The 13700-nt window shown below is 69.9% G+C and carries 10 protein-coding genes and 2 pseudogenes; 4 read left to right on the top strand and 8 right to left on the bottom strand.

Annotation, left to right across the window (positions count from 1 at the left end; genetic code table 11):
- Positions 1-76: 76 nt before the first annotated feature.
- From ACQ859_RS02755 to ACQ859_RS02735, 5 genes are all read right to left on the bottom strand, one after another.
- Entirely contained in the window at positions 77-751 is a 675-nt protein-coding gene (locus tag ACQ859_RS02755) for a PEP-CTERM sorting domain-containing protein (RefSeq protein WP_431264511.1), read from the bottom strand.
- A 183-nt stretch (positions 752-934) separates the two neighbouring features.
- Positions 935-1957, bottom strand: coding sequence for an RNA polymerase sigma factor SigJ (gene sigJ, locus ACQ859_RS02750; protein WP_431264510.1), 1023 nt, complete (start codon positions 1955-1957; stop codon positions 935-937).
- Between the two features lie 112 nt (positions 1958-2069).
- Positions 2070-3113 (bottom strand): tRNA preQ1(34) S-adenosylmethionine ribosyltransferase-isomerase QueA, encoded by a 1044-nt coding sequence (queA, locus tag ACQ859_RS02745; RefSeq protein WP_431264509.1) that lies wholly within the window; start codon positions 3111-3113, stop codon positions 2070-2072.
- A gap of 16 nt (positions 3114-3129) precedes the next feature.
- Entirely contained in the window at positions 3130-3882 is a 753-nt protein-coding gene (locus tag ACQ859_RS02740) for a substrate-binding periplasmic protein (protein ID WP_431264508.1), read from the bottom strand.
- Positions 3883-4066: 184 nt separating this feature from the next.
- Positions 4067-6442, bottom strand: a complete 2376-nt coding sequence (locus ACQ859_RS02735) for a YCF48-related protein (RefSeq protein WP_431266446.1) — start codon at positions 6440-6442, stop codon at positions 4067-4069.
- A gap of 132 nt (positions 6443-6574) precedes the next feature.
- On the opposite strand from ACQ859_RS02735, the pseudogene recG reads away from it, so the two are divergent.
- From recG to ACQ859_RS02720, 3 genes and pseudogenes are all read left to right on the top strand, one after another.
- Positions 6575-8679 (top strand): annotated as a pseudogene (gene recG / locus ACQ859_RS02730) (ATP-dependent DNA helicase RecG).
- A gap of 121 nt (positions 8680-8800) precedes the next feature.
- The gene (locus ACQ859_RS02725; RefSeq protein WP_431264507.1) at positions 8801-9343 is read left to right on the top strand and encodes a hypothetical protein; all 543 of its coding nucleotides are present in this window, start codon (positions 8801-8803) and stop codon (positions 9341-9343) included.
- Positions 9340-9894, top strand: a complete 555-nt coding sequence (locus tag ACQ859_RS02720; RefSeq protein WP_431264506.1) for a hypothetical protein — start codon at positions 9340-9342, stop codon at positions 9892-9894. The genes ACQ859_RS02725 and ACQ859_RS02720 overlap by 4 nt, the downstream gene beginning before the upstream one ends.
- Before the next feature lie 111 nt (positions 9895-10005).
- Here the strand turns inward: ACQ859_RS02720 and ACQ859_RS02715 are convergent, their stop codons facing one another.
- From ACQ859_RS02715 to panB, 3 genes and pseudogenes are all read right to left on the bottom strand, one after another.
- Positions 10006-10713: a peptidylprolyl isomerase gene (locus ACQ859_RS02715; protein ID WP_431264505.1), complete on the bottom strand. Its 708-nt coding sequence runs from the start codon at positions 10711-10713 to the stop codon at positions 10006-10008.
- Between the two features lie 208 nt (positions 10714-10921).
- Positions 10922-11754: pseudogene (gene panC / locus ACQ859_RS02710) on the bottom strand (pantoate--beta-alanine ligase).
- 2 nt (positions 11755-11756) lie between these two features.
- Entirely contained in the window at positions 11757-12560 is an 804-nt protein-coding gene (panB, locus tag ACQ859_RS02705; RefSeq protein ID WP_431264504.1) for a 3-methyl-2-oxobutanoate hydroxymethyltransferase, read from the bottom strand.
- 181 nt (positions 12561-12741) lie between these two features.
- Here panB and ACQ859_RS02700 point away from each other — a divergent pair, with 181 nt between their 5' ends.
- Complete coding sequence (locus tag ACQ859_RS02700; RefSeq protein ID WP_431264503.1) at positions 12742-13662, top strand: hydrogen peroxide-inducible genes activator; 921 nt, start codon at positions 12742-12744, stop codon at positions 13660-13662.
- Positions 13663-13700: the final 38 nt, after the last annotated feature.

The raw sequence follows: 13700 nt of genomic DNA, 5'->3' as shown, positions 1-13700 counted from the left end.
AGGACCCGGAAAGCAAAAAGCCGCTGATCGCTCAGCGGCTTTTTCGTCCCGGGGCGGAAGCCCCGATCCTGGCCGATCAGCCGCGGCGGCGGCGCGCGATGAAGCCCAGCGCGCCCAGGCCGGCGAGCATCAGCGCGTAGGTGTGCGGTTCCGGGACGGCCGGTGCGACGGTCGCGTTGACGTTGGAGCTCAGGAACTCCGCGCGCAGGCCGGTGAAGTTGTAGGTCTGGTCGACCGTGTCGGTCACGACGAACTGCAGCGTGTTCACGCCCGCGAGGAAGCCGCTCGAGGCCGAGAACGAGGTCCAGTCGGCATAACCGCGCTGGCCGGAGATCGACGAGATCGCGACGCCGTTGAGCAGCAGCACGCCGTTGTTGTCCGCCGCCCAGTGGCCGCTGAACGAGGCGCTGCTGGCGTCGAAACCGGTCAGGTCGAAGTTCAGCGTCCAGGTGAACGTCGAATTGCCGGTCGGGCTGTAGTTGGTGTTCTGGTCGGCACCCGGGATCAGCCACGAGGAGCTGGCGGTGTTGGGCAGCCAGCTCGGGAACGGATCCGCGGCACCGTTGCTGACGACGCCGAAGCCGGACAGGCCGGCGGCATTGCCGGTGGCCGTGTACTTGTAGTTCGTGTCGGTGCTGCCGGTCGACTGTCCGGCGCCGGTATTCACCAGGCCGCCGATGGAGGCGGCGGCAGCCAGGCCGCTGAACAGCGCGGCAACGGCAGCGATCGAAGTACGTGCGAACAGCGTCATGGTGAATCCCGAGCGAAAGTAGGTCTTGTGCGGTCGATTGTCCCTAAAGCTAGGGATTCACAACCCCCGTGGGCGCGGGGGACGCCACAGTCCGAAAGAGGGGTCGGGTGTTGCCCGAAGCGTCATTTCGGGTCGGAACGGTCCCGGATCGCGCCAAATGGGCGCATCGCGCCCGATTCCGGCTCACACCGCACCGTCGTCGGGCGCGGCGGAAACGGACGGCGGAGCCGATGCCGATGCCGGCATCGGCTCGATCCTCGGCAGATGACCGAGCTTGTCGGGATTGCGCTGGACGTAGATCGCGCTGATCCGGCCGGGCTCCGTCGAGGGCCGCAGCGCGACGGTCTGGATCGGCTCGCCGGTCGCGCCGTAGACGATGAACCCCGGCAGGCCGTTGACGCGCGCGGGCCGGATGCGCCAGTCGCGGCTGGTCGGCATCTTCACGAAACCGACGAAGGTGCGCGCCACCAGCGCCCCGCCCGCCAGCGTGCGCACCGCCGAGACCTTGCCGCCGCCGTCGGCCAGCAGCACGACGTCGTCGGTCAGCACCTTGGCCAGGCTGTCGACATCGAAGGACTGCAGCGCACCCATGAAGGCCTGGAACAGGCGCTGGCGCTCCTCGTCCTGCACCTCGTGACGGGCGTAGTCGGTCTTGACGCGCTGCCGCGCGCGGCTCGCCAGCTGTCGGCAGGCCGCGGTGCTGCGGTCCAGACGGCGGGCGATCTCGTCGAAGTCGAGCTCGAAGACCTCGTGCAGCAGGAAGGCCGCGCGCTCCAGCGGCGACAGCCGCTCCAGCGTCAGCAGGAAGGCGACCGACACGTCCTGCGCGAACTCGGCCTGCGCCTCCGGGCTGGGCGACCAGTCGCCGGTGTCGTCGATCAAGGGTTCGGGCAGCCAGGTGCCCACGTACTGCTCGCGCCGTACCGCGGCCGATTGCAGCCGGTCCAGGCAGAGGTTGGTCACCAGCCGCGACAGGAAGGCGCCGGCGTGACGCACGGTCGACTCGTCGACCTCGGCCCAGCGCAGCCAGGCCTCCTGGACGATGTCCTCGGCCTCGGCGCGCGATCCCAGCATGCGATAGGCCAGCGCCCGCAGCGATCGCGTGTGCTCGCGGTCGTAGCGCAGCGCGCGCGCCGCGGGCGAGGGATCAAGCGCCGGGGCCGCGGCAGCGGTGCCGGAAGGAATGTCGGGAGCGGTGTCGGTCATGGCGCGTCGTCCGGAGTCGTCTTGCTCACAAGACGACGCAGCCTACTCCGGTGTGACACGACGACGCCGAGACGTCGACGGACGACCCCCGAGGCGGCCGGCCGTCCGGCCCTCAGCGCCCGGCGCGCTCCAGCAGCATCGCGTCGCCATAGCTGAAGAAGCGGTAGCGCTGCTCGATCGCGTGGCGGTAGAGCGCCATGATCGGCTCGTAGCCGGCGAAGGCCGACACCAGCATCATCAGCGTGCTCTTGGGCAGGTGGAAGTTGGTCACCAGCCGGTCGACGACCTGGAAGTCGAAGCCGGGCGTGATGAAGATGTCGGTCTCCCGCGCGCCGGCCTTCAGGCCGCCGCCGAGCGCGGCCGACTCCAGCGCGCGCAGCGTCGTCGTGCCGACGGCCGTGACCTTGCCGCCCGCGGCGCGGCAGCGCGCGATCGCCTCGACGGTCTCCGGCGTGACCTGGAACCATTCGCTGTGCATCTTGTGCTCGGACAGCGACTCGACGCGCACCGGCTGGAAGGTGCCGGCGCCGACGTGCAGCGTCACATGCGCCGTGCCGACGCCGCGCCCGGCGAGCCGCGCCAGCAGCGCCTCGTCGAAGTGCAGCGCGGCCGTCGGCGCGGCCACGGCGCCGGGCTCGCGCGCGAACACGGTCTGGTAGCGCCGGACGTCGTCCGCCGAGTCGCCGTGCGCGATGTAGGGCGGCAGCGGCACATGGCCGTGCTTCTCGAGCAGTTCGAACGGATCGCCGGACAGGCGCAGGTGGAAGAGGCCGTCGTCCGGCCCGCAGCGGCCGAGGACCTCGGCGTCGAAGGCGTCGGCGAAGCGCACCACGGCGCCCGCCTTCGGACTCTTGCTGGCGCGCATGTGGGCCCAGACCTCGCGGGTGCCGGGCAGCACGCGCTCGACCAGCGCCTCGACCGCGCCGCCGCTGGCCTTGGCGCCATACAGGCGGGCCTTGATGACCTTGGTGTCGTTGAACACCAGCAGGTCGCCGGGGTTCAGCAGGTCGGGCAGCTCGCGGAACACGCGATCGACGGGCGGATGGGACCGGCCGTCGAGCAGGCGCGAGGCGCTGCGTTCCGCGGCGGGGTGCTGGGCGATGAGGTCGGGGGGAAGAGCGAAATCGAAATCGCTCACCGAGAAGGTACGGGACATGGGCGCGATTTTCCCACTACTGCCAACGCGCCCCTTGTTGCAGCAGCATCGCCAGGCGACCGTTGCCCTGCAGATCGCCGATGCCGCGGCTCAGCGCGGCGGCGAAGCGCTCGCCCTCGGGCCGGACTTTCGAGAACACCGTGTACAGCGGCACTTCCGACACGGCCGGGTCCAGCCACACCAGCTTGCCGGCGGACTCGCGCAGTTGAGTCTCCAGCAGGTGGGCGCCGACGCCCTTGTCGATCAGCGCCAGATCGACCCGTCCGGCCTGCAGCTTGCGCAGGTTGGCGAGGTCGTCGACGGCGCCCTCCACCGTCAGGTTGGCGGCCTCGAAGCGCGGCGGATTCGCATACCCGTGGACCACGCCGATGCGCAGGTCGCGCAGCGCGGCGAGGTCGTCGATGCGACGCCGGCGGTCCGCGCGGGCCATGAAGCCGACCTGGTTGAGGATCCCGAGCGGCTGCGGGAAACGCATCGTGCGCTCACGCTCGACGGACCGCCAGGCGCCGATGACGCCGTCATGTTCGCCGCGCTGGAATTCCAGCAGGGCCCGCGCCCAGGGGCGGAAGGTCAGGGTCATGGCGTGCCCCGCCTGGTGCAGCGCGGCGCGGGTGATCTCGCAGGCGATGCCGCCGCCGGGCAGGTGGCTGCCGGTGTAGGGCGGGAACTCGGTCGCGACCATCCGCAGCGGCCCGTCGGCCGCGCGCGCCGGCAGCGCCGGCACGGCGGTGGCGGCAAGCCAGAGCAGGCTCTCGCGACGGGAGATCATGGGGCGTCGGATGGCGGGGAAGGAGGTCGGCCCAGCCTATCAGCCCGGCGTGAAGCGCGTCTCCCCGCCGACCCGGGGGAAATGCCCGGTTGCCCCGGCGGAAGCGGCAATCGGTCACGGCGGTCCATGAAAAAGCCGGCCGGGTCTGGCGACACCGGCCGGCTTCAGACGCCACCGCCCGCGGTTACTGGCCGCCGGTCCCCGTGGCCAGCAGCGTGCCGTTGCTGCCGGCGACCCAGCCCGTGCGGGCGTCGACGAAGAACACCTGCGTCAGCGAATTCTGGGTACCCACGAACTGCTTCTGCCAGGTCGCGCCGCCGTCGGTCGTCATGAGCACGGTGCCGTTGTCGCCGACCGCCCAGCCTTGCTGCGCGGTGAGGAAACGGATCGCCCGCAGGCTCGTCGACGGCAGGTTGACGTTGGTCTGGACGACCCAGCTCGCGCCGCCGTCCTTGCTCGACATCAGCAGCCCCGCCTCGCCCGTCGCCCACAGCGTGCCGGCGTCGCTGAAGGCCAGCTGGTTCAGCGCCGCGCCGGTCCCGGAGAACCGTCCGGTCCAGGTCTTGCCGCCGTCCGCGGTCACGGCGACGGCGCCGCCGCTGCCCACCAGCGTGCCGTTGAGGACTCCGCCGAACTTCAGGTCGCTGTAGAACGCGTCCAGCACCGCCTGCTGCGTCCAGGACTTGCCGCCGTCCGTCGTCGCGATCAACAGCTGGCGCTGCTGCGACTGCTGGATCTCGGTCGCCAGCGCGAAGCCGTTCAGGGCGTCGACGAAGTGGAAGGCGGAGACGGTACGCGACGACGACTGCAGCGGCGTGAGCCAGCTCACGCCGGCGTCTTCGGTCAGGTAGATGCGACCGTCGGCGGCGAGCAGCCAGCCCTTCTTCGCATCGACGAACTGGAAGCGCGTGAGCATCGAGTAGTACGAGACCGGCGTCAGCCCGCCGACCTTCACGGTCCAGTCCAGCCCGCCGTTGACCGTCTCCATCAGGTCGCCCTTGCCGGAGAGCGCCAGACCGCGCTTCGCATCGAAGAACCAGAAGGCCTGCAGCGTCTTGCCCGCCGCGTCGGCATCCGGGCCCGCGATGCGGGTCCAGGTCTTGAGACCGTCGGTGCTGATGCGCGTCACGTTGTCCCAGTTGGTGACCAGCCAGGTCTGCGCGTCGATCGCGACAAGCGGCCGATAGCTGTAGTCGAGGCTGGCGACCGTCCAGGTCGCGCCGGAATCGGTGCTCACCTCGGCCACGCGTCTGCCGCTGGTCAGCGAGGCGTAGTTGCGCGACCAGACGCCGCGTCCCACGTTCTCATAGCTGATCGAGGCGCCCTGGGCCGCGTCCGCGGGCAGCGCGAGGGCAGTCCAGTTCCGTCCGCCGTCGACGGTGCGGTACGGGACATAGTTGGCCAGGAGCAGACCGTTCGACGCATCCGTGAACTGCGGCGTGCCGAGCGGGACGTACGGGGCGGTGGGCAGGCCTTGCGGTGCGATCGTCTCCCAGCCCTGTCCGCCGTCGAGGCTGCGCCGGATCGACAGGGAGTAGACATAGCCCTGCCCGTTGACATAGGTCGAGGTGGTGCCGGCCACGATCGCCGCATTGCCGAACAGCTGGAACCCGTAGCCGTAGCTCGGGAAGGTGTTGCTGGACGCCAGCACGAGGGTCGAGGTCCCGCCCAGGTCGTTCGACTTGCGCAGGCCGTCGCTGTCGGACCACCAGAGCGCCCCGTCGGCGGCCAGCACCGGATCCTGCATCAACGAGGCCCGGCGCCAGGTCGCACCGCCGTCCGCCGTCGCGCGGATCTGCCCGTTCATCGCCATCACCAGGGTATTGGCGCCCGCGACCTGCAAGGAGGCACCGGACATCGGCGGTTGCGTGGTCGTCTGCAGGGTCCAGTGGGCGCCGCCGTCCGTCGTCCGCAACAGCGCGCCGGCGTCGCCCGCCGCCCAGCCGTTGTTGAGATCGGAGAAGCGCACGGCCGTCAGCCGCGTGGTGATGCCGGTGGTCTGCCTGCTCCAGGTGGCGCCGCTGTCGCGGGTGCGCAGGATCTCGCCGCCGTCGCCGACGGACCAGCCGTTGCTCGCGTCCACGAAGAAGAAGGCCTGCGGCACGGTGCCGCTCGGCCGCGGCGCCTGCCAGCACCAGCCCGAGTTGTCGGCGGCGGTGCAGTTCAGGCCTTGCACGTGGGCGCGGTTGAGCACCTTCACCGTCCACTTGACCTCCTTGGAGGCGCCCGCGGCGTTCGACACCTTCAGCGTCACCGGGTAGTCCCCGACCTTGGCGAAGTCGTGCTTCGGACTGGCGTCCGTGCTGGAGCTGCCGTCGCCGAAGGTCCAGGCGAAGGTCAGGCCCGCCGTCGCGGCGACGTTGCTCGTGAAGGCGGTGGCCGACACGACGTCGGTGGTCACGGACGCCGCGATCGCCAGGTTGTCCGGAATCGCCACACCCTGCACCGGCGGGGGCGGCGGAGGCGGCGTCGGGGCATCGTCACCGCCGCCGCCGCAGGCGCTCAGCAGCGCGGCACTGATCAGCACGCCGGCCCAGCCGGCGCGCATGCGTTCGTTCATGCTCAAGGGACCCTCCCGATGTTTCAATTTGTTTGCTTTTTGCGGGGCGGATTCTGCACCAGCTTCACGCCATCTGAACGCCTCGATGTCTCGCCCGAACGGGGGATCGTCCCGGGGCAAAATCTCGTCCACATGACCCCGGCCAGCACCGCCCCCTCCCCTGCGCCACCGCCTGCCAAGTCCGCACCGCAGAAGGCGATGGAAAAGATGGGCCTGGCGCGCGACATCGACCTCGCGCTGCACCTGCCGTTGCGCTATGAGGACGAGACCACGCTGACGCCGCTGGGCCGCGCCCAGGATGGCGACACGCTGCAGTGCGAAGGCGAGGTCATCGAGAGCCGCATCGAGATCCGGGGCCGCCGGCAGCTGCTGGTCAAGCTGCGCGACGACGACGGCGCGCTGCTGACGCTGCGCTTCCTCCACTTCTATCCCGCGCACCAGAAGACGATGGCCGTCGGCACCCGCGTGCGGGTGCGCGGCGAGATCCGCGTCGGTTTCTTCGGCCGCGAGATGGTCCATCCGAACTTCCGCAAGGTCGACGTGGACGCGCCGCTCTCGACCTCGCTGACGCCGGTCTACCCGACCAGCGCCCAGCTGCCGCAGGCCTACCTGCGCAAGGCCGTCGCGTCGGCGCTGCGCCGGGCGCCGCTGGATGAGGTGCTGCCGCTGGCGCTGGTGCCCAGGGGCCTGCCCGCGCTGCGCGACGCGCTGAACTTCCTGCACCACCCGCCGCCGTCGGCCGGACTGTCCACGCTGGAGGACCACACCCATCCCGCGTGGCAGCGGCTCAAGTTCGAGGAGCTGCTCGCCCAGCAGCTCAGCCAGCAGCGCGCACAGCGCGAACGCGCCCTCCTGCGCGCACCGCCCTTGCGTGCCGCGCCGGGCGGCCTGCAGGAACGGCTGCTCGCGGCCCTCCCCTTCGCGCTGACCGGCGCACAGCACCGCGTCGCCGAGGAGATCGCCGCCGACCTCGGCCGCCCGCAGCCGATGCATCGGCTGCTGCAGGGCGACGTCGGCTCGGGCAAGACCGTGGTGGCCGCGCTTGCCGCCGCCGTGGCGATCGACGCCGGCTGGCAATGCGCGCTGATGGCGCCCACCGAGATCCTGGCCGAGCAGCACTTCCGCAAGCTCATCGGCTGGCTGGAGCCGCTGGGCATCCGCGTCGCCTGGATCACCGGCAGCATCAAGGGCAAGGCGCGCCAGAAGATGCTCGACGCCGCCGCCTCGGGCGAGGCCACGCTGATCGTGGGCACGCACGCGGTGATCGAGGACAAGGTCCGCTTCCACCGGCTCGGGCTGGCGATCATCGACGAGCAGCACCGTTTCGGCGTCGCGCAGCGGCTGGCGCTGCGCAAGAAGCTGGCGGACGAAGCGACCGGCGCCGCCGGCGCGGGCCCGGCGGGCTCAGGCCCGCTCGAACCGCACCTGCTGATGATGAGCGCCACGCCGATCCCGCGCACGCTGGCGATGACCTACTTCGCCGACCTGGACGTGTCCACGATCGACGAGCTGCCGCCGGGCCGCAGCCCGATCGTCACGCGCGTCTTCGCGGACGGCAGACGCGACGATGTCATCGAGAAGATCGCCGCCGCCGTCGAGGACGGGCGGCAGGTCTACTGGGTCTGTCCGCTGATCGAGGAGTCCGAGGCGCTCGATCTCAAGAACGCCACCGAGACCCATGCCGAGCTGGGCGCCGCACTGCCGGGCAGGACGATCGGCCTGCTGCACGGCCGCATGCCGTCGGCGGAGAAGGCGGCGGTGATGTCGCTGTTCAGCAGCGGCCAGATGCATGTGCTCGTCGCGACGACCGTCATCGAGGTCGGTGTCGACGTGCCCAACGCCAGCGTGATGGTCATCGAGCACGCGGAGCGCTTCGGCCTGTCGCAGCTGCACCAGCTGCGCGGCCGCGTCGGGCGGGGATCGGTCGCCAGCGTGTGCGTGCTCCTCTACACCGGGCCGCTGTCGGACACCGGCAAGTCCCGCCTGCGCGCGATGGCCGAAACCACCGACGGCTTCGAGATCGCGCGACGCGACCTCGACATCCGCGGCCCGGGGAATTCATGGGCGCGCGCCAGAGCGGCGCGCAGCTGCTGCGCTTCGCCGACCTGCAGGAGGATGCGCCGCTGCTGAGCGCGGCGCGGGCGCTGGCGCCCCGGCTGCTCGACGAGCAGCCGCGCGCCGCGCAGCTGCAGGTCGAGCGGTGGCTCGGCCACAAGACTGAATACCTCAAGGCCTGAAGGCACGAGGACCACCGAACCCGGCGCCACTCGAGCGCCCCGGCGGCATGTCACCCGAACCGCGAGACGTCTCCGCGGCACCCATGGTTCCCTCATCTTGCGTTAGGAGAACCTCGTGCTCATGGCTTCAACACTCTCTCGATCGTGGCTGCCCGCCTTGTCGCTGCTGGCCTGCGGGACCGTCGCCCAGGCCGCGCCCCCGTCCGACTGGAAGGCGAAGGACGGCTATTACTTCCGCCTCGAAAGCGACGGCAACGTCGGCTGCTACAGCCCCGACGGCGTGAACTGCACCTGGGGCAAGCCCGTCGAACCCGCGCGGACCCTGACCTGCGGTGCCAGGCACAAGGCGATCTGGGGCGACACGGGCTACGTCCATCAGGATCATTGGTGCAACGTGGTCTACGCCACCTTCTTCGCGAAGTGGACCGACTACAGGATCCTTGGCCACGACTTCATGTTGTCCAAGAATCCGGAAGGCGACACGATGTGCCTGTCCAAGGACGGACGCCTCTGCGCGTCGACCTCGGAGGCGCCTCGGCAGAACGACTGGAAGGAGGTCCGCCCCGTGGTGTGCGGACCGTCGAGCCAGGCCAAGGGGGTCGCACCGGGTACGAGGACCCGTCGCACTGGTGCCGGTCCCGCGAAATCATTGCACGCGGCGTGAACCTGACCAATCAGTGGGCGGGCCAGCCGTGGTCGAGCAAGAACGGCCAGTTCGAGATGGCGTTGCCCGACTGGAGTCAGAGCGTCAATCCAGCATTTGTCGCTCGACTGCGTCTGGGCAACTGGAGCACGGTGCGGATGCAGGCGACCGCCTCCGATGGCAACGCGCTGCTGGCGGCCGACTTCGGTGAGCTCATCGAGTTCTACCTGCCAGGGGAAAACTATGCGTCCGGCTTTCCGAGCCACGCCCTGCAGGGCCGGGAACAGACGCTGGCTTTCATGGAGACCGCCGACCGGCTGTACGCCTTCGGCAGCAACGACCTGAACTCGGCCGTGCTGCCGGCGCCCGCCAGCGACTTCCAGTCGTCGCACCAGCAACTGCTGAGCTACAAGAAGCGCAATGACTACCCGGCGGCGCACCGCAGGCGCATGGAAGGGGCGACAAGCGGCAGCATCCTTCGCCTGATCGCCGTGGCGCCTTACGAGCGCAACGTCAATCCTGAAGTGCTGGAAGCCGTGATGGTGCAGGACCGGATCCTGCCCAAGCGCTGACGGCGCGTGTCGCTCCCGCACCACCCGGTGCGGGCGTCAGGCCGAGCCCCGCGGGATATCGCCGTCCGACGTGATATCGCCGCGGGCCGCGCCGATGGCGCGAACGCCCGGTCACTTCAACCGGATCGCCCAGTACAGCAGGACTTCGGTGCGGGGCGTGTCGATGTTCATCCATTGCTGGCTGGGCTCGGCATTGATCTTGTCGATCGTGGCCTGGCCCGAGATCACGCGACCGAAGACGGCGTACCCGGCGGAGCTGCTCGTCTTGTCCAGGATGGCGCTGTTGTCGACCGAGTTGAAATAAAACTCGCTGGTCGCGGTGTCCGAAGCCGTGCCGCGCGCCATGGCGATCGTGTACTTGGTATTGGACAGCCCGGCGATGCCGGACTCCAGCTTGATCGCCGCCCGCTGACCGGCCGTCTTCTGCACCAGGCCGGTGGTGAATCCGCCGCCCTGCGCGACGAAGCCGGGCACGACGCGGTGGAAGATGGTGTTGTCGTAGTACTTCGCGGCAACGTACTGCTGGAAGTTGTCGACCGTGATGGGCGCGCGGGCGTCGAGCTCGACGACGATCTCGCCGTCGCTGGTCAGCATGCAGACGGTGGAGGCGGCGGTGCTCGCGTTGGACGCGGCCTTGCCGGCGGCGCTGCAATCGAGCGTCGGCGCGACGGTCACGGGATTGGGCTTGGGCGGCTGGGGCGTGTTGTCGTCACCGCCGCCGCCACAGGCGACGAGCAGGGCGGCACCGCCCAGAGCGGCGGACAGCGCCAGCAGGCGCGGCGCGGACGTGATCGAGGAGGGGAAGAGTTGCGGCTTCATGACGGCGTGTTTTCGGCGCTTGTGGCGCCTGCGTTCTGGCAAAGGAAGGCGCAGTATCGTGTCGCGACCTTCACAAAACATTGCCGACGGGGCGCGCGCCGCACGGAATGCGGCAGGGCTTTCCCTGACGGCGTACGCCCTGGGTGAAGCAGCGCACTCTGGCCCGCGCTGGAGGGCCAGGATCACCGACCGAAAGACACTTCCGGTTTCAGAATTCGAGGTTGTCGATCAGCCGGGTCTGGGCGATTTTCGCGGCGGCCAACGCCACCAGCGGTTCCCCTCGCGCGCCGGGCCGAGGTCGTGCCGCCGGCGCAGCGTGAGGTAGTCCGGCGCCCAGCCCGCGTCGCGCAGCGACTGCATCGCGTCGGACTCGATGCGGTCCAGGTCCCGCTCGCCCGCCTGCCAGCGCGCGATCATCGCCTTCAGCGTGCGCGACAGCAGCAGCGCGTCCTGTTTCTGCTGCCCGCTCAGGTAGCCGTTGCGAGAGGACAGCGCCAAGCCGTCGGCGTTGCGCTCGGTCTCTCCCGCGAGGATGCGGATCGGCATCGCCAGCTGGTCGACCATGCGGCGGATCACCATCAGCTGCTGATAGTCCTTCTTGCCGAAGACGGCGACGTCCGGCTGGACGATCTGGAACAGCTTGGCGACCACCGTGCAGACGCCGATGAAGAAGCCCGGCCGGAAATGCCCCTCGAGGATGTCGGCGAGCTCGACCGGCGGATGCACCTTGTAGCCCTGCGGCTCGGGGTACATCTCGCGCTCGTCGGGCGCGAAGACGACGTCGCAGGTCGCGCCCTCGAGCAGCTCGGCGTCGCGCGGCAGCGTGCGGGGATAGCGGTCGAAGTCCTCGTGCGGCGCGAACTGCAGCCGGTTGACGAAGACGCTGGCCACGACGACACCGTCCTGGCCGACGGCCTCCCGCGCCTGGCGCACCAGCGCCAGATGGCCGTCGTGCAGGTTGCCCATCGTGGGCACGAATGCGACCGGGCGGCCGCCCGCGAGCGCGGCGCGCAGGCCGGCGATGTCGTGATGGATCTTCATGATCAGTAGGTGTGCTCGGCAGCAGGGAAGGCGCCGGACTTCACGTCGCTCACATAGCGCGAGAACGCCTCGCCGATCGACGCGGTGCCCTGCATGAAATCGCGCACGAAGCGGGGCTTGCGCCCGCCGCCCACGCCGAGCATGTCGTGCATCACCAGCACCTGGCCGGAGCACTCCGCGCCGGCGCCGATGCCGATCACCGGCACGCCCAGCGAGCGCGTCAGTTCGCCGGCCAGCGCCGCCGGCACCATCTCCAGCAGCAGCATCTGAGCGCCGGCGTCGACCAGTTCCCGCGCGTGCGCCTTGATGCGCGCAGCCCCGGCTTCGTCGCGGCCCTGCACCTTGAAGCCGCTCAGCGCGGTCACGGTCTGCGGCGTCAGGCCCAGGTGGGCGCAGACGGGGATGCCGCGTTCGGTCAGGAAGCGCACCGTCTCCGTGGTCCAGCCGCCGCCTTCGAGCTTGACCATGTGCGCGCCGGCCTGCGCCAGCTGCATCGCGTTCTTCCAGGCCGCCTGCGGCGACTCGTGGTACGTGCCGAACGGCAGGTCCGCGACGATCCACGACACCCGCCGCGCGCGCGCCACGTTGGCCGTGTGATAGACCATCGCCTCCAGCGTGACCGGCACCGTCGTCTGCAGGCCCTGCACGACGTTGCCCAGCGAGTCGCCGATCAGGATCGAGTCCACGCCGGCGTCCTCCATCGCATGCGCGAAGGTGGCGTCGTAGGCGGTCAGCATCGCGATCTTCTCGCCGGCGGCATGCATGTCGAGCAGGCGCTGCAGCGTGACCGGCTTGCGGTCGGGCAAAGCGCCCGCCGGACGCGGCACGGCATAGAGGGATGTCGGCGCGGACGTCGGAGGAGCGGTCGGGGGGAGGTCTGTTCGGTCATGCGAGTCCCCTGGAAGCAGGTCCGGGGAGGGGCCGGGGGTGGGGCGGCAGTGTACCGGGACGGTGCCACGATGCCGCTTTCTGAGGACAATGCCGGCCATGACCCTGACCGAACTGCGCTACATCGTCGCCGTCGCCCGTGAGCGCCATTTTGGCCGCGCCGCGGAAGCCTGCTTCGTCTCCCAACCGACCTTGTCGGTGGCGATCAAGAAGCTGGAGGAGGAGCTCGACGTCAAGATCTTCGAGCGCGGCGCCAACGAGGTGACGATGACGCCGCTGGGCGAGGACATCGTGCGCCAGGCGCAGTCGGTGATCGAGCAGGCCAGCGCGATCAAGGACATCGCCAAGCGGGGCAAGGATCCGCTGGACGGGCCGCTGCGGCTGGGGATCATCTACACGATCGGGCCCTACCTGCTGCCGGAACTGGTCAAGCACTGCATCGACCTCTATCCGCGCATGCCGCTGATGCTGCAGGAGAACTTCACCCAGAAACTGCTGGACATGCTGCGCACCGGCGAGCTGGACTGCGCGATCATGGCGGAGCCCTTCCCCGACGCGGGCCTGGCGGTGGCGCCGCTGTACGACGAGCGCTTCGTCGTCGCGGTCCCGGCGGTGCACCCGCTGGCGAAGAAGGAACGCATCAGCGCCGAGGAGCTCAAGGCCGAGACCATGCTGCTGCTGGGCAACGGCCACTGCTTCCGCGATCACGTGCTGGAGGTCTGCCCGGAGTTCGCGCGTTTCTCGACGGACGCGGAAGGCATCCGCAAGAGCTTCGAGGGCAGCTCGCTGGAGACCATCAAGCACATGGTGGCGTCCGGGATGGGCGTCACGGTGGTGCCGGCGCTGAGCGTGCCGGACCACGTCCCGCCGCACCTGCGCTACGTGCCCTTCGAAGACCCGGCGCCGACACGCCGCGTCGTGCTCGCCTGGCGCCGCACGTTCACCCGCTACGAGGCAGTCGCGGCGCTGCGCAACGCGGTGTATGCGTGCACGCTCAAAGGGGTGACCTTGTTGTCTTGAACGCCCGCAAGACCCGACCCCTTGCCAAGCCGCCTCCG

Source organism: Roseateles chitinivorans (assembly GCF_050632235.1).
Classification (GTDB): domain Bacteria; phylum Pseudomonadota; class Gammaproteobacteria; order Burkholderiales; family Burkholderiaceae_C; genus Roseateles; species Roseateles chitinivorans_A.
Note: the sequence above shows the minus strand (reverse complement) of the source record. Positions and strands in the feature narration are given on the sequence as shown.